We start from the raw sequence: 24,166 nt of genomic DNA on the forward strand, positions 1-24,166 counted from the left end.
CACGGATCCTCGAGGAGGCCCTCGGCCCGCGGCTACGGGACGTACCGGGCGCGGGCTGCGGCAGTGGGGGAGCCGGCGTCCTTCGGCCGCCCGGCGGTCAGGTCTCCTGAAGGGTCCGGGCCTCCGCCCCGGCCGCCAGTTCAGCCATCCCGGCGGCGAACGGCACCACCGGGCGCCAGCCCAGTTCCCGGCGCAGCCGCGCCGAGTCCGCGGTGATGTGCCGTACGTCGCCCAGCCGGTACTCGCCGGTGACGACCGGGTCCGGGCCCGCGCACGCGGCGGCCAGGGCCTTGGCCATGTCGCCGACGGTACGGGGATCACCGCTGCCCACGTTGTACGCCGTGAAGCCCGGGGCGTCCGCCAGGGCCTCCAATGCCACGGCGTTGGCCCCTGCCACGTCCCGCACGTGGACGAAGTCCCGGCGCTGGCCGCCGTCCTCGAAGACGCGCGGCGCCTCGCCCCGGGCGAGCGAGGACCGGAACAGCGCGGCGACCCCCGCGTACGGGGTGTCGCGGGGCATTCCCGGCCCGTAGACGTTGTGGTAGCGCAGCGAGATCACGTGCCCGCCGGTGGCCCGAGCCCAGGAGGCCGCTAGGTGCTCCTGGGCCAGCTTGGTGGTGGCGTAGACGTTCCTGGGGTCCATCGGCGCGTCCTCCGCGACCAGCCCGGGGGCGAGGTCGGCGCCGCAGTCCGGGCAGCGCGGCTCGAACCGGCCGGCCGCCAGATCGGCCTCGGCGCGCGGGCCGGGCCGGACCACGCCGTGCGCGGGGCACGCGTAGCGTCCCTCGCCGTAGACGACCATCGAGCCGGCGAGCAGGAGGTGCCGTACGCCTGCCTCCGCCATCGCGGCCAGCAGCACCGCGGTGCCCAGGTCGTTGGCCGACACATAGCCGGGTGCGTCCCCGAAGTCCTTGCCCAGGCCGACCTTGGCCGCCTGGTGGCAGACCGCCTCCACGCCGGCCAACACCTCCCGCACGGCACCAGGATCCCGTACGTCCCGCCCGTCCTCCGCCAGGTCGAACACCACCGGGTCGTGCCCGCGGCCGATCAGCTCGGCGACGATGTGCGAGCCGATGAAGCCCGCTCCTCCAGTCACAAGTACGCGCATGCCCCGAAGCTATGCCGCGCGAGGCCCGGCGAGGCGCTCGCCGGGCCGCACGTCATGGATCCGTAAGAACGGCCCGTGCCAGCCGGCCGCGGCGCGTTCACCCCTGAGGCAGGTCCCGACCGGGCCGAGGCCGGCCCCGCCCTCGCGGAGGACTCCGTCCTGCGGCACTGGGTGACGACGGCACTGGCCTTCGGCGGCACGCTTCCCCCGAAATAGCACCCCGGCCGGCGCGGCCCCCTGCCCGTCCCACCCGGCGAGGTGACGGTCCCTCCGGCCGGGCCCCGGGTGGAGCCGTCCGTCACGGGGACACCGCGATGCCGAGCGAATCGGCGCTCTGGCACCGAGCCGGGGCCGATGCGAGTCGCAGGCCCGGCGGGCCGGCGCGCTGCTCCCCACTGGTTCCGCGGGCCACCACGTGCTGCGCGGGCCGTGCGTCAGTACACGTCCCGGCCGGCCGGTGCAGGGCCCGGGCGAAGGGCATGGGGTCGTGTCCGGGCACGGCGACCTCGGCGTCCGCATCCAGGCCGGTGGCGGCCAGCCATTGCGTCACCAGGCCGGGGCAGTTGACCGGCTGGACGCCGAGGGCGTCCCCCGCCTCGTACGCCGGGCCGTCCTCGCCCAGGTCGAAGGTGAACCGGCGGACCTCCTTCATCACGGTGAGTGAGGCGCCTTGACCGGCCAGGAGGGGGCTCCGCCGGGTGTACGGGACCGGACATGATGGCGGTGGCAGCTTGATCCGTTCAATCCGTACCCGACACGCAGCGAGGAACCAGATGAGCGACGCCTCCGCCCTCCTTCACCCCGGGGCTCCCGACTCGCCCGTGATCCTTCACATCCCGCACTCGTCCCGCGCCATACCCGCGGACGTCCGCGCCGGGATACTGCTGGACGACCGCGCACTCGAAGGGGAGCTGGACCACATCACCGACTCGCATACGGCGCAGATCGCGGCCGGGGCGGCCGAGGCCGCGCGCGTCACCCCCTGGCGGTTCGAGAACCGGCTGTCGCGGCTGGTCGTCGACCCCGAGCGGTTCCCCGACGAGCGGGAGGAGATGCTGGCGCGGGGTATGGGCGCGGTCTACACGCGGACCACGCACCGCGACGCGCTCCGCCCGGCCGACTTCGACGGACGTCCCCTGATCGAGCGCTACTTCCACCCGTACGCGCAGGCGGTGACGGACATGGTGGAGGAGCGGCTGGAGGCCGTCGGGCGGGCCGTGATCATCGACGTGCACTCGTACCCGGCGAAGGCATTGCCCTACGAGCTCCACGGCGACGGACCGCGCCCGCCGGTCTGCATCGGCACGGACGCCTTCCATACGTCCCCGGCACTGCTCGAGGCGGCGCGCCAGGCGTTCGCCGGCTTCGGCGGTACGGGCTTGGACAGCCCGTTCGCGGGAACGTACGTGCCGCTGCGGTACTACGGAAGGGACGCGCGGGTCGGCGCGCTGATGGTGGAGATCCGGCGAGACCTCTACATGAGCGAGCCGGGAGGACCGGCGGGCCCCGGTCTCGGAGCGCTGGCGGGCGCGCTGGCCTCTCTCGTCGAGTGGGCGACCCGGTGACGGGCGGGGGCGCCGGCGTTGACGGGCGCGCCGGCCCGGGACTCCTCGGTGCGGAGGTGCACCCCGTCCCCGCGCGGTCGGGTCAGGGGACGAGGACGACCTTCCCGGCGACCGTGCCGGACTCCGCAAGGCGCATCGCTTCTGCGGCGCGGGCCAGCGGGATCTCGGCTGCGACCTTGGCGGTGATCTCACCGCGCTGCAGGGCCGTGAACACCTGGGTGAGGTCAGAGCGCAGGCGCGCCCGGAAGCGGTTCTTGGCGTAGGCGCGACCCGCCCACACGTTGAAGAAGTACGCACGGCGTCCGTTGGGCAACACGTTCCACAGCCACACCCGGCCCAGGAGTTTGAGCACCGGCGAGGCGCCGGAGCCCTCGTCGTCGCGGGTGGCGGCGCTGCCGTACGAGACGAGGGTCCCGCCGCGGGCCAGGAGCCGCCAGGAACCGACGACGCCGTCGCCGCCGACGTGGTCGAACACGGCGTCCACGCCGCCGGGCGCGAGTGCCCGTACCCGTGCGGGGACGTCGCCGGAGCGGTAGTCGACGGGGGTCACCCCGAGTGCGCGCAGTGCCTCGTGGTGGCGGGTGGAGGCGGTGCCGATGACCCGGGCGCCCGCGGCGAGCGCCAGCTGGACCAGGATCGAGCCGACGCCGCCGTTGGCGCCGTGGACCAGGACGGTCTGGCCGGCGCGCACCCGGGCCTTGCGGTGGAGCATCTGCCAGGCGGTGATGCCGTTGACGACCGCGGTCTCCGCGTCCACCGCGCCGACGCCGTCGGGTACCTCCACCACGTCGGCGGCGTCGAGCGCGATGTGGCTTGCCCAGCCTCCGGTCTTCGTCAGGGCGGCCACCCGCCGGCCGAGCAGGCCGGAGCCGACGCCTTCGCCCACGGCCAGCACCGTGCCGACCAGGTCGTATCCGGGAACGAAGGGGAACGGGGGCTGGTCGTAGTACCGGCCGCGGCGCATCTGCTGCTCGGCGAAGGACACTCCCGTCGCCTCCATCGCGACCACCACCTGCCGGGCCGCCGGGACCGGGACCGGACCCCGGTGCAGCTCCAGCCCTTCCGGCTCGACCTTGCCCGGGAGAACGATCTCGACCCGCTCGACGGTGTTCATCATGACCTCCGGTTGGTTTGCGCTTCTCGTGTTCGTTAGAAGCTGTAACCAGAATGAGTGGCTGTATCGAGGATGTCAAGGGAGTGGTTCGTTCGATCGCGAGTGGTCTTGTCGTTCGTGATAGCCTCTCACTATCTGATGGTGAGAGCGGTGAGAGGTGGAGCGAGGGATGGCGGACATGACCGGGAACACGAAGACCCCCCGCGAGCGGTACCGGCAGCAGGTGCGCGAGGAGGTCAAGGAAAAGGCCTGGCAGCAGATCGCCGGCTCCGGCGCCTCCGCACTCTCCCTCAACGCGATCGCCAAGCAGATGGGCATGAGCGGACCGGCGCTGTACCGGTACTTTTCCAACCGCGACGAGCTGATCACCGAGCTCATCCGGGACGCCTACCGCAGCCTCGCCGACGCCTTCATCGCCGCCGGCGACGGGGGAGCGGGCCGACCCGGCCTCGCCGCACTGGCACGGGTGCTGCGCCGGTGGGCCCTGGAGGACCCGCACCGCTACTTCCTCGTCTACGGCACCCCCGTACCGGGCTACCACGCGCCGCAGGACGTCACCGCGATCGCCTCGGAGATGATGTCCGTCCTGCTCGACGCCTGCACCGCCGCCGGGCCGGACCCCGCCGCCGGGCCGGACCCCGCCCCGGGCCCGGAGGCCCGTGCCTTCGAGGATCACCTGGCCGGCCACCGGGAATGGGCCGGCAGCCACCCGGACGCCCCGCCGTCGGCGCTCCGCCTGGCCCTGACCTTCTGGAGCCGCCTGCACGGCGTGCTGTCCCTGGAACTGGCGGGCCACTTCACCGGCATGGGCCTGGACCCCGGCCTGCTCTTCGAGGCCGAGGTGGACACCCTGACCGCCCGCTGACCGCGGGACCGGTCCTCCGGCGAACGACCGGGGGTCAGGACCGCTTGCGCAGGAACTGCGCGGCCAGGCCGGTGAGGATGCCGCCGGTGGGTAGGGCGGCCATCGCGCCGGCGGCGGCGCCGGCGGCATGGAGGACCAGGGCAAGTGCGCAGAGGACGCCGCAGGCTCCGGCGGAGACGGCGACGACCATGAGCGCCGGACCGGTCCAGTTCCGCGGCGCCGGCGACCGGGCGGGCCGGAACGCGGGAGGCTGCGGGTCGGGCGGGGTGTGGGTGGGCGGGTAGACGCGGCGCACAGGACCCTCCTGGCTGTCGGTGATACGGGATGGCCGGATGCCGGATGCCGGATGCCGGATGCCGGAGTCGTCGGCGATGGGCCGGCGCATGCTCCAGCGGGTGTGCAGGGGTGGGGAGACGGACGCCGCCCGCCGGTTCCCCCCCCCCCCCCCGGGACCGGCGGACGGCAGCGTGTGTCCCGCGCTCGACGTGTGGCGGGCGCCGGGCCGAGTGATGCCGTCAGCCTGCCGAAAGGGAGGAGGCCGGAATGTTGAGAAAACCTGGACGCGCAGATCGCGGGGCCGCAAACATGGCCGACCGGGAGCCGGGGATCTTGCGGCCTCCCGAAGTCGCCTGCTGACGGAAGGACAAGCCGGTGGAGATACGGTTGCTGGGGCCGGTACATGCACGGGCCGACGACCATGACGTCGACCTCGGCCGGCCTCGTCAGCGGTGTGTGTGGGCGGTGCTCCTCCTGGAGGCCAACCGTGTGGTGCCGATGGAGACGCTCATCGACCGCGTCTGGGGCGAGGACCCGCCTGCTTCGGTACGCAACGTTCTCTACGGCTATGTCACCCGGCTGCGGGCCGTGCTCCGTCAGGCTGAAGCAGGTTCGGCAGGCGTGCATCTCAACCGCAGTTCGGGCGGCTATCTGCTGCGAACGCCGGTCGAGCGAGTGGACCTGTACCAATTTCGTGACCTCGTGGGCCAGGCCCGCGCAGCGGAGCCCGACGACGGTGAACAGGCCGCCGAGCACTGGGAGCACGCCCTGGAGCTGTGGCGCGGTGAACCACTGGCCGGGCTGACCGGTCTGTGGGCGGAGGGGACGAGAGTCAGGCTGGAGCGTGAACGCACCGAGGCACTGCTGCAATACCACGAGGTGCAGTTACGCAGAGCGCGCCATGAGGAGATCCTGCCCCGGCTGCGCGAGGCGGCCGGTGGCCATCCGCTCGATGAACGGGTGGCCGGGCAGCTGCTGACGGCGCTGTACCGATGTGGGATGCCGGCCGAAGCCCTTCAGCACTACGAAGGCATGCGCAGACGGCTTGCCGGGGATCTGGGGGTCAGCCCGGGACCGCGCCTGCAATCGCTCCACAAGCTCATTCTCCGCAACGATCCGGCGGCAGCAGCGGCGATGCGACCGCAGCGGGCTGCCGGGCCGACGCGCGGCAGCGCTCCGCCGGTGCCGGCCGAACTGCCGCACGACGCCTCGGGATTCGCCGGACGAACCGGCGAGCTCACCCGGCTGCACGCACTGCTTCCGCCCACGCAGGGCCAGGGTGGACCGGCGGGCACGGTGGTCGTCTCCGCGATCGGCGGCGCCGCGGGGATCGGCAAGACGGCTCTCGCGGTCCATTGGGCGCACCAGGCGCGTGAGCGCTTCCCCGACGGCCAGGTGTTCGTGAACCTGCACGGATTCGATCACGATCGGCAGCCGCTTCAGTCCCACGAGGCCCTCGAGCTTCTCCTGCGGAGTCTCGGGCTCGCGGCCTCGGAGATTCCCTCGAACGACGAGGCGCAGGCCCGCGTCTACCGGACTCTGACGACGGGCCGGCGTCTGCTCGTCGTGCTGGACAACGCGGCTTCGGCAGAGCAGGTCCGACCGGTCGGCGTGCCCGCGTACGCGTACGACGATCTCATCGGCTCCTGAGCTGGCCCGCACGGCACGGTTCCGATTAACCTACCGATGATGTATGTGAGTTGACGGATCATCAGAGAGGCTGTCGCGTGTACCTGAGTGTGCCCTTCGAGAATGGCGAGACCTTTGTCGTCGAACTGTCCGAAGGCCAGGGCTCCGGAGTCATCCGGGCGAGTCGTGGTGAAGGGCTGATCGAGACATCGGCCGACACCTTCGAAGCGGGCCTGGCCCGTGTCCGGCACGTCGCCGAGGCCCTGCTGGAGCGGCTGACGGAGCTGCCCCGGAGCCCCGACCACATCCGCGCCGAGTTCGGGATCCGTGTCACGGCCGAGGCGGGCCTCGTCGTGGCCAAGGGTTCCGGCGACGCGCACATTGCACTGGAGCTGGAATGGAGCCGCCGCGAGAGCGACGGGTGAGTTCCCCCGGCAGCCCGGGCCAACTCGCCTGGGAGCGCGGAACGGCACGCGTACTCCACAACGGACGGCCGGTCGGCGTCGCGTTCCTGATCCCCGGCCGGCTCCTGCTGACGTGCGCCCACGTCATCTCGGCCATCGCCGACCTGCCGGACCGCCGGCCGCTGCCCGCGCACTTTCCGGTGACCCTCGACTTCCCGCTGCTACCCGGCCACCCCACAGCGGCAGCCACGGTGCACTTCAGTGTGCCGGTGGCCGCCGACAACAGCGGTGACGTCGCCGTGCTCCAGCTGGCCGGCCGGCCGCCGGCGGACGCCGTACCGATGCGGATCCTGGAGGCAGACGACCTCACCGGGCACCGCTGGCGGGCCTTCGGGTTCCCGAGATACCCCGGGCCGGACGGCAGCAAGGACGCCGGGATCTGGACCCGCGGCACCATCGAGGGCCGCGAGGGAACCGGCTGGTGGCAGCTGACGTGCGACGAGCAGGCGGGCTTTCCGCTGGCCGGCGGCTTCAGCGGGGCGCCCGTGTGGGACGAGGAGTACCAGGGCGTCATCGGTGTCGTCGTCGCTGTCGAAGGAGACCAGCGGCGCCGCACCGGCTATGCCCTGACCGTGGAGTCACTCGCCCGTGAATGGCCGCAGTTACGCTCACTGCTGCTCGCCGACAGTCCGTTTCGCGAGCTGTGGCCGTTCACCGAGCACGACGGCGCGGTGTTCCACGGGCGGGCCAACGAAACACGACGGCTGCTCGAACTCCTCGGGGAACAACAGGTACCGGTACTGCCGGTGTTCGGTGCCTCCGGCGTCGGCAAGTCCTCGCTGGTCGGCGCCGGGCTGCTGGCACAGACCGGCCACGGCATCCACCTGACCGCCCGTCTCCCCTCCGGGCTGCGGCTGACCGCCGAGGAGCTGCTGGCCTGGGCGCTGGCATCCGCGGGCGACGCGGACACGCGGAAGGCCGACTGGCACGACCGCTGGGCTGCCCTGGCCCGTCAGGTGGGAGACGAGAACGGGCTGCGGGCTGCGCTCGAGCAGACACTGGCCCGACACGAAGGCCGGTCCAGGCTTCTGCTGGTGGTCGACCAGTTCGAAACCCTGCTCGCGGATGCTCCGGAGACCGCCCGCAAGCTGGACGCCATGATGGGCGCCCTGACCACGCGCCGGACCGACGGCAGCCGCCCGGCCCAGGCGGTGGTGGTCACCCGGATCGACTTCCTGCCCCAGATCGAGCAACTGCCCGTCCTGCGAGCCGCCTGGGAGGCGACCCACGTCGTCGTGCCACCGATGACGCGAGATCAGCTGCGCGAGGCCATCACCCGCCCGCTGGAGGGGCACCCAGGCGTTCGCTTCGCCGACGGTCTGGTCGAGCAACTGCTGCACGACACCCCGCGGGGCGCGGCCGCACTGCCCATGCTGGAATACGCCCTGAGCAAGCTGTGGGCGCGACAGGAGCGCGGCTTCCTCACCGCCACCGCCTACCAGGAGCTCGGCGGGATCGACGGAGCACTGGTCGGCAACGCGGAACGCAGCCTGTGGGGGTGGGCGGACGCTTCCGAGCACGAAGCACTGGAGCGGATCTTCATCCAGCTGGTCCGCCCCGCCGAGCGGCTGGACGCCGGGGAACGCGGCCCCGACACCCGCAGGGTTGCCGACCGCACACAGTTCTCCGAGCACGACTGGTCGTTGATCCACCGACTGGCCAGCACCCGACTGGTCGTCGTGACCCGCCGCCCTACGGGGCTGGACACGGCCGAACTCGCCCACCAGGCACTGGTGGAGAGCTGGCCGCGACTGCAGCGCTGGATCGAGCAGAACCGTGACTTCCGTACGTGGCAGGAGGAACTGCGGCGCACCGTGCGGGCCTGGCAGGAACAGGGCCGACCACCTGAGCTCACCCTTGACCGGCATCGGATCGACGAAGCACGACGATGGCTCGGCGCCCGACCGGCCGAAATCTCCGCCGAGGAAGCGGAATTCGTCCGGCACAGCCACCTTCTGCGGGCGCGCCTGCGACGCCGGCGCGGCATCCGCTACACGGCCCTCTGCCTGGCGCTGGTCGTCGCCTCGCTCGCAGCCGTGGTCGCGGTCCAGCAGCATCAGAACAGCAGCGCCCGGCAACGGGCCGGCCTCTCGCGCCGGCTCGTCACGGAGGCCGCCGCACTGGAGGCCTCCCAGCCGGACACGGCCAAGCAACTGCGCATCGTCGCCCACCGCCTCGCGCCGACCAGGGACACCTACAACGCCCTTTCGGCAGCCCTGCCCCTGCCCGGGACCATCGCCGCGCCCGACGTCACCGCACTGAGTTCCGGAGGCGGGCTCCTCGCCATCGCGGCGGGAAAGACGACGCGCCTGTGGAGCCTGAGCGACCACACCAGCCGAGCCGGCCTGAACACGGACGGCACAGGCACCGCCGTCGCGCTCACCGCGGACGGGGCCCTGCTGGCAGTCGGGTCCGGCAACGGGACGGTACAGCTCTGGGACACGGCACACCCCGCCCAGCCGCGGCGACTGGCCGAGCTGCCCGGTGCGCAGGGTCCGGTCCGGGGCCTGGCCTTCGCTCGGGACGGTCACATTCTGGCCAGTGCGGGCTGGGACAAGAACGTGCGGGCCTGGCAGCTCACCGACCCCGGTCATCCTCGGCCCCTTCCACTGCTCGAAGGCAACACGGGTCAGGTCGCGGGTGTGGCCGTGAGCCCGGACGGGCGTACGGTCGCCAGCGCGGGCCTGGACCACAGCGTGCGGCTGTGGGACGTGTCCGACCCCGAACACCCGGATGTCCTGTCGAAGACGGAACTTCCGAAGGCAGCGCGCGCGGTCGCCTTCGCCCCGGCCGGTCGCACCCTCGCAGCCGCCGGCGACGACGGCGCCGTACGCCTCTGGGACCTCACCGACGCGCGTGATCCGCACTCGCCGGCGGTGCTCGACACACCACAAATGTCGCCCGCGGCCCTGGCATTCGGTCCGAACGGGCGGACGCTCGCGGCCGCCGGGATGGCGCCCGAATTCGGCGGCGTCGCCCTCTGGGACGTCTCCACTCCGGCACGGCCGAAGGAACTGCCCCCTCTGGCCGGCGGCAGCGCCGCACTGGCCTTCACCGCCGACGGGCGGACCCTGGCCACCCTGGGCCGGGCGAACCACCGCATCGTGGCGCCCGCCGACGAGGTCGAACTCTGGGACGTCGGCGGCGGCCCGGTCCGGTCGGCCCTGGCCACGGTGACCCAACCCGCATGGTCACAGTCCGGTGTGACTCCGAATATCGCGATGACCCCGGAGGGCCGTCTCCTGGCCACCGGCGCGTACGACGGGGTTGACCTGTGGGACCTCGGCGATCCCCGGGAACCACGGCTGACAGCCCGTCTGACGGGGGTCGGAGACCGCGTGGCCCTTCACGGACACGTGCTCGCCGTCGGCACGGCCGGCCGTGTGTCGCTCTGGGATCTCACCGATCTCCGGCAGCCCGTCGAGCTCGGTTCGGCGCACCTCGGGCAGGCCCGCCCGGCCGATCCGGTCACGCTGGCCTTCAGCGCGGACGGACGACGGCTCGCGGTCACCCTCCTCACCAGCGAACTCAGCGTCCTCGACGTCGCGGACCCGGCCCACCCGTCCCTGCAGGCCACCCTCCCCAGCAGCGGCCGCGGGACCCCGATGACGAGCTTCGATCCGCGCAACACCGTGCTCTCCCTCAGCGAAGGCGCCCCCACTGACAACATCGGCTTCGGCAGCCGGCTCTGGGACCTGAGCGACCCGACCCACCCGGCTCCGGCCACAGCGCTGATGGCCCGGCTCGGCAAGGTGACCGCGACCGCACTGTCACCCCGGCAGCCGGTCCTCGCCGCCGCCCGTTCCGACGGCACGCTCACCCTGTGGGACATCGGACAGCTCAGCGCCCCGAAGCCGCTGGGCACCGCATCCGGCATCACCGGCCCGCTCCGAGCCCTCCGGTTCGGCCCGGACGGCACGGCCCTGGCGGGCATCGACGACCACGGCGGAGTTCACCTGTGGGACGTGTCCACCCCCGAGCACGCCACCGTGACCGGCGACTTCCCCCCGCTCGTGGACGACCTCTACAACAACGTCGAACTCACCGCCCCACGGGCAGGCGGAGGACGGCTCGTCCTCAGCGCGGGCTCCCCGGGGACGGTCGTCCTCCGCGACACCGACCCCGAGGCACTGGCCCGGCGCCTGTGCTCGACCGTCGGAGCCCCGCTCAGCACGTCCCAATGGCACCAGTACCTACCCGAGGTCAGCTACACAGCCCCCTGCGGGCCCGAGGAATGACACCTTCCGACGCCCTCCCACCGCAAAGGAGTCCTGATGCCTTCGCCGCTGCTCTCCACCTGCGACCCGACCCGACGCCCCCGACGTCCACGGCTTCACCGCCTGGCTGCCCTGACCCTGGCGGCGGCGGCAGCGTCCGTCCTGGCCACCGCGTGCTCCGGCAGTCACCCGCCGAAAGAGCCCGCGCCCACCGCCAGCCCCGCTCCGGCCAACCCGTCCAAGAGCGCATCGCCCCGCCCGAAGCCGGCCGACTTCTCTCTGTTCGCCGGGCACCGGACCGCCCACGGCAGGTGGATCGAGATCAGTCAGGACGGCTCGTTCGAGGTGGGCGCGCGGGTCTACCGCACATGCGATGCGGCCCCGGCACCCTGCGACTCGGTGTCCAACGGCAGCATCACCGACGGCTATCACGCCTCCGGCCGACTCACCGGTGTCGACGGAACCACGGCCACCGGTGAGGTGACCGAGAGCAACGGCGCGCAATGGCTTCCCACCGGCTCGGTCACAGTGACGCTGAATCCCGCCGCCGACAGCATCTCCGTCGCCGGCGCCGTCTACTGCAGCCCGAACACCCCTCAGCACGTGTGCTGAGAGCTGCCGCCAAGGCCGGGCCCGCTCTACGGCCACGACGAAATCCGTAGAGTGACCGGCCGGTAGCTCTAGATCATCTGACGTGTTCTCGGTTAGCGTCGTCCCAGCGCCGCCACACCCAGGGCACACGGCCCTGCCGGGACTAGCGGCGCAGGGGAATTACTCACGTTGACGACTGCCATTCAAGGCATCTTCGCCGTCCGTCCCTATACACCTCACTGCCAGGTCATCCACGACGAGGGCGACCATGCCGTCATCGGCATCTCCTCGGGGAACTCCTACTTCACCCACGACCGCGTCCTTGATCTCGCCCGCTGGGGACTCGACCACTTCCGGCAGGTCGATCTCATCTGGACGGACATGCACGTGGCCGAGATGTTCGTGGCCCTCGGCTACCCCGAGGTCGAAGCACAGCGCAAGGCGGTGAAGAACCTCCGCGGTGTACGCGCCAAGGTCACCGCCGCCGTCGCCGCCCTCGACCCCGAGGGCGAGCGGCTGCGCGGCCGCCCGATGTCCGCGCTCCTGGAGCTCCCCGCCTACCAGCGCATCCGCTCGCGTCTCGACATCCTGATGACCGACGATCCCGAGTTCCGCGAGGTGTGCGACCAACTCGCGGCCCGGTTCCTCGCCGACAAGCTGAACGGCCGGCCGCCCACCGAGCTGCAGCGCGAGGTGTGCATCAAGTACGTGTGCGCCGAGGTACCGCTGTTCCTCGACACCCCGGCCATCCTCGGCGTCGCGTCTTCGCTCAACTGCTACCACCAGGCGTTGCCGCTCGCCGAGCTGCTGTACGCACGAGGCTGGGGCCTGCGCGCCTCACGCAATCAGGGCCACGCCGTCATCACCCCCGCCGAAGAACAGGACCGCTCCGCATGACCACCACCCTCGACCCCGCCACGGCGGCCCCGGCCGACGAGCTCACCCGGTTCCCGTTCGACGCCAACGGCACACGACTGCCCGACGAGATCGCGCACCTCCTCACCAACGAGCCGGTCAAGAAGGTCCGCACCATAGCCGGAGCAGAGGCCTGGCTGGTGTCCTCGTACCCCCTGTGCAGGCAGGTGCTCGACGACCCACGGTTCTCCCTCAAGGACACCTCCGCCCCGGGCGCGCCCCGCCAGTACGCGTTGACCATCCCCCCGGAGGTGGTCAACAACATGGGGAACATCACGGGGGCCGGGCTGCGCAAGGCCGTGATGAAGGCCCTCAACCCGAAGGCCCCCGGGCTGGAGGACTGGCTGACCGGCCACGCGAACGAACTCGTCGACCAGCTCGTCACCGCAGGAGTTCCGGCAGACCTGCGCCGCGACTTCACCGTCCCCTACTCCACCGGGCTGCACTGCCACATCCTGGGCATCCCCCAGACCGACGGGCCCGGTCTCTACCGGTCGCTGCACGTCGCGTTCATGAACAGCCCCCGCGCCATCCCCGCGGCGGGCATCAACTGGGACCGCGACATGGGCCACATGATCGACCGCCTCAACGACCCGGCAACGACCGGCCTCATGGCCGAACTCGCCGCCCTGCGCAAGGACCCCGACTACGCGCACCTGACGGACGAGATGCTCGCCACCGTCGGCGTCACGATGTTCGGCGCCGGCGTCATCAGCGTCATGGGGTTCCTCACCATGGCGCTCGTCTCCCTGATCCAGCACCCCGAACTCAAGGCCCGGTTGATCGCCGACCCGGCCCTCATCCCCGCCGCCGTGGACGAGTTGCTGCGCATCAACCTGTCGATCGCCGACGGCCTGCCCCGGATCGCCACCGAGACCATGCAGCTCGGTGACGTCACCGTGCAGAAGGGGGAACTGGTCCTCGTCCTGGTCGAGGCCGCCAACCACGACCCCGCCGAGTTCGAGGACCCGCACACCGTACGCCTCGACCGGCCGAACCCGAATGCGCACCTGTCGTTCGGCGGCGGCGGCCACTACTGCCCCGCCACCGCCCTCGGCAAGCGGCACGCACAGATCGCCATCGAGGTGCTCCTCGACCGGCTGCCCGGCCTCGACCTCGCCGTGCCGATCGAGCAACTCGTATGGCGCACCGGGTTCATGAAGCGCATCCCGGAGCGGATGCCCGTGCTCTGGTGATGTCGGCCTAGGTTCCTCCGGAACCGCGCCGCTCCGTCCCAGCCGGCCGGATACCGGCAGCCGAGATGCTCGGCTGCCGGTTCCCGCGCGCAGCGGGGCGCAATTGCGGCGACAGGGAGCACCAGGACCGGCAGGATGCGGGTGCTACCGCCACCAGGACGGTCCCTGCCGGTCACAGGTGCCGGCGCTGGGCGCGCCTCTCGGTCTCGTAGCGTTCCCGGGCTCCGCGGGCAGCAGGGGTCGCGGAGACCTCCGCCACCGCGACCTCCCACCAGGCGTGGGACGCGAGGGCCGGCAGGTCCGCCGCCGGGGGCGCCGTCTCGACGTAGAGGGCCGTGGGCCGCTCCGCCTTCCTGGCGTCGAGCACCGCCTGCCGGAACTCCGCCACCGTGTGCGCGCGCAGCACGTCCACGCCCAGGCTCTCCATGTTGGCGGCGAGATCGACCGGCAGCGGAGTGCCCGCGTAGCGGCCGTCGGCCGTGCGGAAACGGTAGTCGGTGCCGAAGCGTTCGGCGCCCACGCTCTCGGACAGGGCTCCGATGGACGCGTAGCCGTGGTTCTGCACCAGCACCGGGATGATTTTGATGCCTTCCTGGACGGCCGTCACCAGTTCCGTCGGCATCATCAGGTACGTGCCGTCGCCCACCAGCGCGAACACCTCGCGCTCCGGCGCGGCGAGGCGGACACCGAGCGCGGCCGGGATCTCGTAGCCCATGCACGAATAGCCGTACTCGACGTGGTACTGGCGGCGCTCGCGCGGACGCCACAGCCTGTGGAGGTCGCCCGGCATCGATCCGGCCGCGTTGACGACGACATCGGTCGGCTCCAGGAGCTCGCCCAGGATGCCGAGCAGCTGGGCCTGCGTGGGAGGGCGGGTGCCGTCGGGGGCCGCGACGGCGGCGTCGACGGCCCGCTGCCAGCGCGCCACCCCGTCGGCGTACTGCGCGCGATGGCTCTCCGGGACCCGGTACGTGCCCAGGCGCGCGGTCAGTGCCTCCAAGGCGACGCGGGCATCGGCGACCAGCGGCTGCCCGGCGAGCTTGTGCCCGTCCGAGGCGGCGACGTTGACGTTGACGAACCGGACGCCGGGCTCGGCGAAGAGCGTCGCGGAGGCAGTGGTGAAGTCGCTCCACCGGGTGCCGACCCCGATCACCAGGTCGGCCCGTCGCGCCACCGCGTTGGCCACCGCCGTCCCGGTGTGCCCGAGGCCGCCGAGGGCGGACGGGTGGTCCCAGTCCAGCGCGCCCCGGCCGGCCTGGGTCTCGGCGACCGGGATTCCGGTGGCGTCCGCCAGCGCGCGCAGCGCCTCTTCGGCGGCGCTGTGGTGGACGCCTCCGCCGGCCACGAGGAGCGGGCGCTCGGCGGCGCGGACAAGCCGTACGGCGCGCTCGAGTTCGGCGAGGTCGGGCTGCGGGCGGCGGATGTGCCAGACCCGGTCGGCGAAGAACTCCTGCGGCCAGTCGTGGGCCTGCGCCTGGACGTCCTGGGGGAGGGCCAGGGTGACGGCGCCGGTGTCCACGGGATCGGTGAGCACCCGCATCGCCTGGAGCGCCGCCGTGATCAGCATCTCCGGCCGCCAGACGCGGTCGAAGAACCGGGAGACCGGCCGGAGCGTGTCGTTCACGCTCACGTCGCCCGCCCACGGGGTCTCGAGCTGTTGCAGCACGGGGTCGGCCGGGCGGCCCGCGAAGACGTCACCGGGCAGGAGCAGCACCGGGATCCGGTTGATCGTGGCGAGGGCGGCTCCCGTGACGAGGTTGGTCGCACCGGGGCCGATCGAGGTGGTCACCGCGTGCGTGCTGAGGCGTCCGCTCTGGCGGGCGTACCCGACGGCGGCGTGGACCATGGACTGTTCGTTGCGGCCCTGGAGGAAGGGGAGGCGGGCCGGGTCCTGTTCCGCGGCCTCGACCAGTGCCTGGCCGAGGCCGGCCACGTTCCCGTGGCCGAAGATGCCCCAGCAGGCCGTGATCAGGCGCTGCCGGCGGCCGTCGCGCTCCGTGTACTGGCGGGAGAGGAAGCGTACGAGCGCCTGGGCGGTGGTCAGCCGGACGGTGCCCGCGGGGGAGACGGGAGCGGGGGTGGTGCCGGGAGGGGTCAGCATCAGTCGGTGCCTTCCGGGGACGGGGCGGTGCAGAAGGGCAGCCGGGAGTCTGCGGGCTCGTCCGGCCAGGTCCCGCGGACCCAGGCGTGCGCGGGGTCGTCGCAGATCAGCCAGCGCCGTTCGGTGCCCGGGCCGGCCATCACGTTGAGGTAGTACATGGGGTAGCCGGGGGCGGCCATGGAGGGGCCGTGCCAGCCGTCGGGGACCAGGACGGCGTCACCCGTCCGTACCTCGGCCAGGACGTCCGTGGGACCGCCCGGACCCGAGGGGTACACCCGGTGGTAGCCCACGCCGTCGCTCCCGTGCGGCCCCTCGCCGATGGTGAACCAGTAGACCTCCTCCAGCCGGCACTCCACCCCCGGCCGGTCCTCGTCGTGCTTGTGCGGCGGGTACGAGGACCAGTTCCCGGCAGGGGTCAGGACCTCGACCGCGATCAGCCGGTCGGCCTCGAAGGCCTCGGCGGAGGCGAAGTTGTTGACCTGGCGGGCGGCCCGGCCCGCCCCGCGGATCTCGACCGGTACCCCGGACGCCGGTCCGTAGCGGAACGGCAGCTTCGCGGTGCAGCGGGCCCCGCACAGTGCGAAACGCCCTCCTTCCGCCGAGTCGACGCGCGCGGTCGCGTCCCTCGGCAGGTAGGCGAAATCGCTGACGGCTCCGAACACGTCCGGGCGTCCGTGGAGCCGCAGCCGCGCCCCGTCGCACACGACGTCGGCCGCGCCGGACAGCGGCAGCAGGATCCACTCGCTGTCGCCGGTTTCGAGGGTGTGGGAGCCGCCCGGTGCCAGGTCGAGGATGCGCAGGGACGTGTGGGTCCAGCCCGCGGACTCCGGATCGATCCGGCAGCGGTAGCCGTCCCGCGCAGCGGCGCCGTCAGGCAGGTGCAGGCCGGTGCCCCGGCCGGCCGCGGCCGGCCCGGTGACCGACGGGTGGTGGTGTGGGTGCGTCACGTGGTGCTCCAGGTGCGGGGGCTGGACGAAAGGGGGGCGGGTCAGCGGTCCAGCAGGCCGACGGCCGTGTCGACGGCCCGGGAGACGTCCCCGTCCGGCGGATACAGCACGGTGCGCCCGATCATGAGCCCGCGTACCTGAGGGATGCGCAGGGCCTGCCGCCAGGACTCGTACATGGCGTCGCGGTCCGGGCCGCCCTCGCCGCCCAGCAGCATCGTCGGCAGCGTCGTCGAGGACATCATCCGCTCCATGTCCGCGACGATCGGGAGCTTCAGCCAGGTGTGGGCGGTCGTACGGCCCAGGCCCTGAGCGATGTTGTTCGCCCACATCTGCTCGTCCGCGGTCAGCAGATTGACGATCCTGCCCCGCTGGCGGCGGGAGCTGAACGGTTCGATCATCGCCATGAGCGATCGCTCGTTCAGAGCGTCCACCGCCCGTGCGGCGCTCTCCAGGGTCCGGATGGTGCGTGAGTCGTGCGGATCGATGCGCAGCAGCATCTTCCCGCCGTCGAGACCGGAATCGGCGATGCCGGCGGCGTCGTACCCGGTGAACCGGTCGTCCATCTCGAAGGTGGCCCCGCTCAGGCCGCCGCGGTTCATCGAGCCGAGCACCAGCTTGCCGTCGAGGGCCCCGAGCAGGGTCAGGTCCTCGACCAGGTCGGCGGTTCCGAGGAATCCGTCCACGCCGGGCCGGGCGAGTGCCTCGGCGCAGCGCGCCAGCAGTTCGTGCCGGTCGCCCATGGCGGCGGGGTCGCCGCCCGCGGCCACGGCACCGCGCGCGGGATGGTCGGCGGCCAGGACGAACATCGGGCGGGCCAGCCGTTCCCGGGCGAACCGCGGGCGCTGCCGGACCAGCCGTCGGACGCCCTCGGGATCGCAGGCCCGCAGCTCGGTGAGGGAGCGGAGATCGAACGGCCGCCGCAGGAGGGGCGGGGAGGATGTGGTCGGCGCGGCCGCCACGGACATCTCGGTCATACGATCATCTCTCGGTGGCCTTCGGTACGGGAGTCCCTGAGCCGGTACGCGGCCGGGGGGACCGGCAGGACCGGATCGTCCGGGCGCCGCCGCCAGTTGCGGGCGAGCAGCGCCTGGATCTCGTGGGGTTCGGGCATGTCGTCGGCGCACGCGAGACGTCCGGCGACGAGGGCGCCGGCGGCGTTGGCGGTCTCGATGACCTCCCGCAGCGGCCGGCCCCGGCGCAGCCCGGCGGCCAGCGCGCCGCCGAACGCGTCACCGGCGCCCAGTCCGTTGACGACCTTGACCGCCAGGGGGGAGACCCGGACCTCCTCGGTGGCGGTACGGGCCAGCACGCCCGCCGGCCCCTGCTTGACGACGGCGAGCCGTACGCCCCGCTCGAGCAGCAGGTCGGCGGCCCGGTCCGGGTCCCGGGTGCCGACGGCGACCTCGGTCTCGTCGCGGTTGCCGACGGCGACGGTCGCGAGCTCCAGCGCCCGGGCGTACCAGGCGCGGGCCTCGGACGGGTCGCCCCAGAAGGACGGGCGCCAGTCGAGGTCGAACACCACGTCGGCCCCGGGCGCGCGCTGGGCCGCCGCGAGCAGGGTGGTGGCCCGCGAAGGGTCGACGGCCAGCCCACCGCCGGTGATCCAGACGATCGCCGCGGTGCGCAGGACGTCGAGGTCCACGTCGTCCGGGGAGATGCACTGGTCGGGGGCGACCGGCCGGCGGTAGAAGACGAGCGGGAAGTCGTCCGGCGGGTGTATCTCGCAGAAGACCACCGGGGTCTGCGTGCCGGGGATCGTGACCACCTGGCGGTCGTCCACGCCGAACTCGCGCAGGGCCCGCCGTACATAGGGTCCGAACGGGTCGTCTCCCACGCCCGTGACGACCGCGGTACGCAGTCCGTGCCGGGTGGCGGCCACGGCGACGTTGGTGGCGGTGCCGCCGAGTGATTTGGCGAAGGTCCGCACATCGGCCAGGGCAACGCCGGTCTGCTGCGGGTAGAGGTCGACCCCTACGCGCCCCAGGGCGACCAGGTCGTACGACGGGGTCGACGGGGTCCGGCCCGCGCCCCCGGCGGTGCCCGCGCCGCTCATCGGCCGACCGCCCACTGGCCGGCGCCCAGGCCGGCGAGGAGCCGCAGCCCGGCCGTGACGTCGCGGACGGGTCCCTCGCCGGGCGCGGGCTCGGCGGTGAGGACGGCGTCCTGCTCCATGACGTACCAGCCGTCGTACCCGCTGCTCTCCAGCACCCCGACCAGTTCCGCGATCCGCGCGTCGCCCTGGCCGAGCGGTCGGTACATGCCCGCCGCGACGGCGCAGGTGTAGCCGAGCCGGCCGTCGCGGACCTGCTCGGCCGCCGAGGCGTCGACGTCCTTGAGGTGGACGTGGGCGATCCGGTCGGTGGCCCGGTGGGCCAGCGCGAGCGGGTCCGTGCCGCCGACGAGGAGGTGGCCGGTGTCCAGGCAGAGCGGGACGTCGCTGCCGTCGAGCACCCGCAGGACCTCGTCCGCCCGCTCGACCATCGTGCCCACGTGGGGGTGGAGGGCGGCGGTGATGCCGTGCTCGCGGGCGACCGCGGTGATGGTGTCGAGGCGGGTGAGCAGGGTGCGCCAGCCGTCGGCGCCGAGGCCCGGGCGGCTGTCGTACCCGTCCCGGCCGGTGGCCGCGGCGAGCACGAGGGTGTCCGCGGAGCAGGCGGCGAAGGTGGAGAGGGCCGCGCGGACCGCGGGAAGCGGATCGACCTCCGGATCGTGCAGTACGGCGGGGACGAAGCCGCCCACCGCGCGCATCCCGTGCGCGCCGAGCACGGCGAGGCGCTCGTCGGGGCCGGCCGGGAGGAATCCGTCGGGCCCGAACTCGGTGGCCCTGAGCCCCAGTTCCCGCATCTCGCCCAGGACCCTGGCGGGCGGCATCTGGTGGCCCCAGCCGGGGACCTCGCACACGCCCCAGGAGATCGGGGCCGCCGCGATCCGGTCGGCCAGGGGCCGGGTGTCCGTCGTGCTCATCGGGCGTCCCCTTCGGCTTCGGCGCGGACGCTGTCGACGCGGACCGGGCTGCCGAGCCGGCGGGAGAGTTCGCAGGCCTCGGCGACGAGCAGCGCTTCGAGGGCGTCGTTCCCGCTGCACGGGCTGGGGCGCAGGCCCCGCGCGACATCGAGGAAGGCGTCCAGTTCGGCGACGTAGGCGTCGTGGAAGCGGGCGAGGAAGTCCGGCCAGGGGTCGGTGGGGGCCTTGGGCCCGTCGGGCTCGGCCGAGGTCAGCGGCGCCCGGGCGTCGAGGCCGGCGACGAGGGTGCCCCGGCTGCCGACGACCTCCATGCGCACGTCGTACCCCGCGCCGTTGTAGCGCGTGGCGTTGCAGCTGACCAAGGTCCCGTCGTCGAGGGTCAGGAGCGCGGCCGCCGTGTCGACGTCACCGGCCTCGGAGAAGAAGGGCTCGCCGAGGTTGGAGCCGGTGGCGAAGACGCTCACGACCTCTCGTCCGGTGATCCAGCGGAGGATGTCGAAGTCGTGGACGGCGCAGTCGCGGAAGAGGCCGCCGGAGGTGGGGACGTAGGAGGCCGGGGGCGGAGCCGGGTCGGCGGTGACGGCCCGGATGGTGTGCACGAAGCCGAGCCCGCCCGTGCGGACCGCCTCGCGGACCGCACCGTACCCGGCGTCGAAGCGCCGCTGGAAGCCGAGCTGGAGGGCGGTGCCGCAGCGTTCCACCTCGCGCAGGGCCGCGAGGGTGCCCGGGACGTCGGTGGCGATCGGCTTCTCGCAGTAGGCGGGGAGCCCGGCCCGGGCAGCGCGGATGATCAGATCCGAATGGGCGTCCGTGGCGGTTGCGATGACCACGGCGTCGACACCCGCCTGGAGCACGGCCTCGACCGAGCCGAGAGCGGTGACGGATGCCTGGGCGTCCGTGAGGGCGTCCGCCACGTCGCGTGCGCGGGCGGGATCGGTGTCGGCCACGAGGAGCTCGGTGACCGCGGGATGGGTGGCCAGTGTTCTGGCGTGGAAGGAGCCGATACGGCCCGTTCCCAGAAGACCGACGCGCATGGTGTCGCCTTTCGATGAAGCGGACATCAGGGGAGGGGGAGCGGGAGGAAGAGGTGGTCTGCCCGTCAGTCGGCGGGCGCGGGCGCGGGCGCGGGGGCGCGGAGCTCGTGTTCCAGGGCCTCGAGTTCGGCTCCGCCGGCCATCTGGCGGGTCAGCTCGGCCAGCGAGATGTCCGCCTTCTCGAAACAGCCCAGGCTCCGGCCCCGCTTGAGGAGCAGGAACCGGTCGCCGACCGGGTAGGCGTGGTGCGGGTTGTGCGTGATCAGGACCACGCCGAGCCCCCGGTCCCGCGCCTGCGCCACATAACGCAGCACCACTCCGGCCTGCTTGACGCCCAGAGCGGCGGTCGGCTCGTCGAGAATGAGCACCCGGGCCCCGAAGTGCACCGCCCGGGCGATGGCGACGCACTGCCGCTCGCCGCCCGACAGCGTCCCGACCGGCTGCTCGACGTCGCGCAGGTCGATGCCCATCTCGCGCAGTGCGGTGCGCGCCGTCTCCCGGCCCGACTTCCGGTCGAGGAGGCGCACCGGCCCGTAGCGGCGTACGGGCTCGGAGCCCAGGAAGAAATTGCGCCACACACTCATCAGCGGCACGACCGAGAGGTCCTGGAACACGGTGGCGATCCCGCGGTCGAGTGCCGCGCGCGGTGAGGTGAAGTGCACCGGCTCCCCGTCGAGGAGCAGCTCGCCGCCGGTGTGCCGGTGTGCGCCGGCCAGGATCTTGATCAGGGTGGACTTGCCGGCTCCGTTGTCGCCCAGTACGCAGGTGACCTGGCCGGGGTTGACGACCGCGCTCACGTCGCGCAGCGCGATGACCGAGCCGTACGACTTGCCGATGCCCTTGGCCTCCAGCAGCGGGCGCAGCGCCCGGGATGCTTCTCTCATCGCCGTACCCTTTCCGCCCGACGCCGGAACGTGTTGTTCACCAGGACGGCGGAGAGCAGCATCACGCCGAGGAATGCCATGAACCAGTCGCTGTTCCACTGGGCGAAGACGATGCCCTGGCGGGCCATGCCGAAGATGAGCGCGCCGATCGCGGCGCCGACCGCCGAGCCGTACCCGCCGGTCATCAGGCAGCCGCCGATGACCGCGGCGATGATGTACTGGAACTCCAGCCCGACGCCCTGGTTGGCCTGCACGGTGGTGAACCGCAGGATGTTGATGGTGCCCACCAGCCAGGCGGCGGCCGCCGTGGTCATGAACAGCGTGATCTTCGTACGCTCGACGGGCACGCCCACCTGACGGGCACTCAGCGCCGAGCCGCCCACCGCGAAGATCCAGTTTCCGCCGCGGGTGCGCATCAGGACGAGCGAGGCGAGCACCGTCGCCACGATCCACCACACCAGCGATATCTGGAACGACGTGCCCCCGATGTCGACGGTGGAGGCGAACACATAGCCTGCCGAGCCGAAGCCGGACGTGCTGCGCATACCGCTGACCTGCACGGTTCCCGTCACCGCGCGGGTCACGCCGAGGTTGAGGCCCTGGAGGGCGAGGAACGAGCCGAGGGTGACGATGAAGCTCGGCAGGCCGGTGCGCATGACCAGCCAGCCGTTGAGGGCTCCCACACCGAGGGCGAAGGCCAGCGACACGAGGAGCGCCAACCAGACGTTCCAGCCGAGCTCGACCGACAGCAGTGCCGTCACCAGGGCCGTGGAAGCCGTCATCACACCGGCCGAGAGGTCGAACTCGCCACCGATCATGAGCAGCGCCACCGCGACGGCGACGATGCCGAGCGTCGCCGAGTCGTCGAGCCAGGTCGCCGCGCCCAGCGGGCTGAGGAACTGGCCGGTGACCGCGGAGAAGAAGGTGAAGACCAGCAATGCGCCGAGGAGGGCGCCGAGTTCGGGCCGCAGGAGCAGCCGGCCCAGCGGGCCGCGCCGGGCGAGCCGCTCGTCCGGGGCGGAGCCCCGCTGCGGAGTGGCGGGGGTGGCCGTGGCGGGGGAGGCCGCCGTCATCGGGTGCCCCGGGCCGCGTACGTGGCGACCTGGTCGACGTTGGACGCGTCGACGAAGGCGGGGCCGGTGAGCACGGGCAGGCCGCCGCCGACGCTGTTGCCGTTGTCGTGCTGGAGCTTCAGCATGACGACGGGCAGGTACCCCTGCTCGTACTGCTGCTGGTCCACGGCGAAGGCGATCGTGCCGGCCTTGACGGCGCTGATCACGTCGGTGTTGAGGTCGAAGGTCGCGACCTGCGCCTTGGAGTTCAGGGCTTTGACCGCCTCGGTGGCCGTCGCGGCCACCTGGGCGTTGAGGGTCAGGACGCCGTCGACCGCGGGGTCGGCCTGGAGGGCGCCGCGGATCCGGGACAGTACGTCGGTCGGGTTGGCCGCGTCGACCTGGAGGTTGACCACGTCGCCGCCGAAGCCCTTGCGGGCGCCGTCGCAGCGCTGGTTGAGGCCGATGTTCCCGGCCTCGTGGATCACGCAGAGGACCTTGTGCCGTCCGTTCTGCTTGAGCTTGGCGCCCGCGCCCTCGCCGGCGACCGATTCCTCCTGGCCGACGTGCCCGATGGCGCCGAACTCCCGGCTCTTGGCGGATCCCGAGTTGATGGTGATCACCGGGATCCCGGCCGCGACGGCGGCCTTGACCGAGCTCTGGAGGGCGTCCGGGTTCGCCATCGAGACGACCAGGCCGCCGACGTGCTGGGCGACCGCGTTGTCGATCAGTTTGGCCTGGCCGGACGGGTCCGGGTCGGAGTTGTAGTCCACCTGTACGCCGAGCTGCTTGCCCGCGTCGGTGGAACCGTTCTTCACCACGTTCCAGAAGGCGTCGCCCGGACCGCCGTGGCTGATCACCGCGATGTGCAGGGATCCGCCGGGGGCCGGCTTGGCCCCGGATGCCCCGGCGGCCGGGGTCTTGGCGGAACCGCCTTCGGCGGCGGGACCGCTGCAGGCGGCGGCGAAGGTGAGTGCGACGGCGACGGCGGCGGTGGGCACCAGGCGGGGCAGGGTGCGTCTGCGGGACGCGGAGGGGCGGCGTCCGGGTGCGGAGTGGTTCTCGTTCATGGGGTGCGACCTCCGATGAGGGGCTGCGGGGCCGGAGGCGAGGTGTCGGCCCTGAAGGGGGAGTGCGGGGGATGCGTATCCGGGCGCGTCCGTCGCCCGGATACGGATCACCGGTCGTCCGGCGGCACGCACGGCGGTCGATGTGCCTTCCGCCGACGGGGGTGCTGCCGCGGG

21 protein-coding genes and 1 pseudogene are annotated in these 24,166 nt (G+C 72.6%); 9 read left to right on the plus strand and 13 right to left on the minus strand.

The window, feature by feature from the left end:
- Positions 1–97 precede the first annotated feature (97 nt).
- Positions 98–1,108 carry an NAD-dependent epimerase/dehydratase family protein gene (locus AB0I68_RS26830; RefSeq protein ID WP_363179926.1) on the minus strand — a complete coding sequence of 337 codons (1,011 nt, stop codon included), beginning with the start codon at positions 1,106–1,108 and terminating at the stop codon, positions 98–100.
- A gap of 75 nt (positions 1,109–1,183) precedes the next feature.
- Between AB0I68_RS26830 and AB0I68_RS26835 the strand changes: the two genes are divergently transcribed.
- Positions 1,184–1,324 carry a hypothetical protein gene (locus AB0I68_RS26835; protein ID WP_363179927.1) on the plus strand — a complete coding sequence of 47 codons (141 nt, stop codon included), beginning with the start codon at positions 1,184–1,186 and terminating at the stop codon, positions 1,322–1,324.
- Between the two features lie 238 nt (positions 1,325–1,562).
- Here AB0I68_RS26835 and AB0I68_RS26840 read toward each other — a convergent pair.
- Positions 1,563–1,757 (minus strand): annotated as a pseudogene (locus tag AB0I68_RS26840) (hypothetical protein); the annotation flags it as partial.
- A 124-nt stretch (positions 1,758–1,881) separates the two neighbouring features.
- Between AB0I68_RS26840 and AB0I68_RS26845 the strand changes: the two are divergent.
- Entirely contained in the window at positions 1,882–2,673 is a 792-nt protein-coding gene (locus AB0I68_RS26845; protein WP_363179928.1) for an N-formylglutamate amidohydrolase, read from the plus strand.
- A gap of 82 nt (positions 2,674–2,755) precedes the next feature.
- Here the strand turns inward: AB0I68_RS26845 and AB0I68_RS26850 are convergent, their stop codons facing one another.
- Entirely contained in the window at positions 2,756–3,787 is a 1,032-nt protein-coding gene (locus AB0I68_RS26850) for a medium chain dehydrogenase/reductase family protein (RefSeq protein WP_363179972.1), read from the minus strand.
- A 178-nt stretch (positions 3,788–3,965) separates the two neighbouring features.
- On the opposite strand from AB0I68_RS26850, the gene AB0I68_RS26855 reads away from it, so the two are divergent.
- Positions 3,966–4,652, plus strand: a complete 687-nt coding sequence (locus tag AB0I68_RS26855; protein WP_363179929.1) for a TetR/AcrR family transcriptional regulator — start codon at positions 3,966–3,968, stop codon at positions 4,650–4,652.
- A 34-nt stretch (positions 4,653–4,686) separates the two neighbouring features.
- On the opposite strand, the gene AB0I68_RS26860 is transcribed toward AB0I68_RS26855, so the two are convergent.
- The gene (locus AB0I68_RS26860; protein WP_363179930.1) at positions 4,687–5,037 is read right to left on the minus strand and encodes a hypothetical protein; all 351 of its coding nucleotides are present in this window, start codon (positions 5,035–5,037) and stop codon (positions 4,687–4,689) included.
- A gap of 266 nt (positions 5,038–5,303) precedes the next feature.
- Between AB0I68_RS26860 and AB0I68_RS26865 the strand changes: the two genes are divergently transcribed.
- The 6 genes from AB0I68_RS26865 (at position 5,304) to AB0I68_RS26890 (ending at position 13,940) form a co-directional block, all read left to right on the plus strand.
- Positions 5,304–6,578 carry an AfsR/SARP family transcriptional regulator gene (locus tag AB0I68_RS26865; protein ID WP_363179931.1) on the plus strand — a complete coding sequence of 425 codons (1,275 nt, stop codon included), beginning with the start codon at positions 5,304–5,306 and terminating at the stop codon, positions 6,576–6,578.
- 77 nt (positions 6,579–6,655) lie between these two features.
- Positions 6,656–6,982 carry a CU044_2847 family protein gene (locus AB0I68_RS26870; protein WP_363179932.1) on the plus strand — a complete coding sequence of 109 codons (327 nt, stop codon included), beginning with the start codon at positions 6,656–6,658 and terminating at the stop codon, positions 6,980–6,982.
- Positions 6,979–11,259, plus strand: coding sequence for a trypsin-like peptidase domain-containing protein (locus AB0I68_RS26875; protein WP_363179933.1), 4,281 nt, complete (start codon positions 6,979–6,981; stop codon positions 11,257–11,259). Before AB0I68_RS26870 ends, AB0I68_RS26875 begins: the two co-directional genes overlap by 4 nt.
- Before the next feature lie 36 nt (positions 11,260–11,295).
- Positions 11,296–11,850, plus strand: coding sequence for a hypothetical protein (locus AB0I68_RS26880; RefSeq protein ID WP_363179934.1), 555 nt, complete (start codon positions 11,296–11,298; stop codon positions 11,848–11,850).
- 168 nt (positions 11,851–12,018) lie between these two features.
- The gene (locus AB0I68_RS26885) at positions 12,019–12,726 is read left to right on the plus strand and encodes a tRNA-dependent cyclodipeptide synthase (protein ID WP_363179935.1); all 708 of its coding nucleotides are present in this window, start codon (positions 12,019–12,021) and stop codon (positions 12,724–12,726) included.
- Positions 12,723–13,940: a cytochrome P450 gene (locus tag AB0I68_RS26890; protein ID WP_363179936.1), complete on the plus strand. Its 1,218-nt coding sequence runs from the start codon at positions 12,723–12,725 to the stop codon at positions 13,938–13,940. The genes AB0I68_RS26885 and AB0I68_RS26890 overlap by 4 nt, the downstream gene beginning before the upstream one ends.
- A gap of 172 nt (positions 13,941–14,112) precedes the next feature.
- Here AB0I68_RS26890 and iolD read toward each other — a convergent pair whose 3' ends face one another.
- The 9 genes from iolD to AB0I68_RS26935 form a co-directional block, all read right to left on the minus strand.
- Positions 14,113–16,041, minus strand: coding sequence for a 3D-(3,5/4)-trihydroxycyclohexane-1,2-dione acylhydrolase (decyclizing) (iolD, locus tag AB0I68_RS26895; protein ID WP_363179937.1), 1,929 nt, complete (start codon positions 16,039–16,041; stop codon positions 14,113–14,115).
- Entirely contained in the window at positions 16,041–16,925 is an 885-nt protein-coding gene (iolB, locus tag AB0I68_RS26900; RefSeq protein WP_363179973.1) for a 5-deoxy-glucuronate isomerase, read from the minus strand. Before iolB ends, iolD begins: the two co-directional genes overlap by 1 nt.
- A gap of 104 nt (positions 16,926–17,029) precedes the next feature.
- Positions 17,030–17,962 (minus strand): deoxyribose-phosphate aldolase, encoded by a 933-nt coding sequence (locus AB0I68_RS26905; RefSeq protein ID WP_363179938.1) that lies wholly within the window; start codon positions 17,960–17,962, stop codon positions 17,030–17,032.
- Positions 17,959–19,041, minus strand: coding sequence for a 5-dehydro-2-deoxygluconokinase (gene iolC / locus AB0I68_RS26910; RefSeq protein WP_363179939.1), 1,083 nt, complete (start codon positions 19,039–19,041; stop codon positions 17,959–17,961). The genes AB0I68_RS26905 and iolC overlap by 4 nt, the downstream gene beginning before the upstream one ends.
- Complete coding sequence (locus AB0I68_RS26915) at positions 19,038–19,952, minus strand: TIM barrel protein (RefSeq protein WP_363179940.1); 915 nt, start codon at positions 19,950–19,952, stop codon at positions 19,038–19,040. Before AB0I68_RS26915 ends, iolC begins: the two co-directional genes overlap by 4 nt.
- Entirely contained in the window at positions 19,949–20,986 is a 1,038-nt protein-coding gene (locus AB0I68_RS26920; protein ID WP_363179941.1) for a Gfo/Idh/MocA family oxidoreductase, read from the minus strand. The genes AB0I68_RS26915 and AB0I68_RS26920 overlap by 4 nt, the downstream gene beginning before the upstream one ends.
- Before the next feature lie 65 nt (positions 20,987–21,051).
- Positions 21,052–21,870, minus strand: coding sequence for an ATP-binding cassette domain-containing protein (locus tag AB0I68_RS26925; protein ID WP_363179943.1), 819 nt, complete (start codon positions 21,868–21,870; stop codon positions 21,052–21,054).
- Positions 21,867–22,943 carry an ABC transporter permease gene (locus tag AB0I68_RS26930; RefSeq protein ID WP_363179944.1) on the minus strand — a complete coding sequence of 359 codons (1,077 nt, stop codon included), beginning with the start codon at positions 22,941–22,943 and terminating at the stop codon, positions 21,867–21,869. Before AB0I68_RS26930 ends, AB0I68_RS26925 begins: the two co-directional genes overlap by 4 nt.
- Positions 22,940–23,992, minus strand: coding sequence for a sugar ABC transporter substrate-binding protein (locus AB0I68_RS26935; RefSeq protein ID WP_363179945.1), 1,053 nt, complete (start codon positions 23,990–23,992; stop codon positions 22,940–22,942). The genes AB0I68_RS26930 and AB0I68_RS26935 overlap by 4 nt, the downstream gene beginning before the upstream one ends.
- Between the last annotated feature and the right edge of the window lie 174 nt (positions 23,993–24,166).

Source organism: Streptomyces sp. NPDC050448 (assembly GCF_040655295.1).
Taxonomy (GTDB): Bacteria; Actinomycetota; Actinomycetes; order Streptomycetales; family Streptomycetaceae; genus Streptomyces.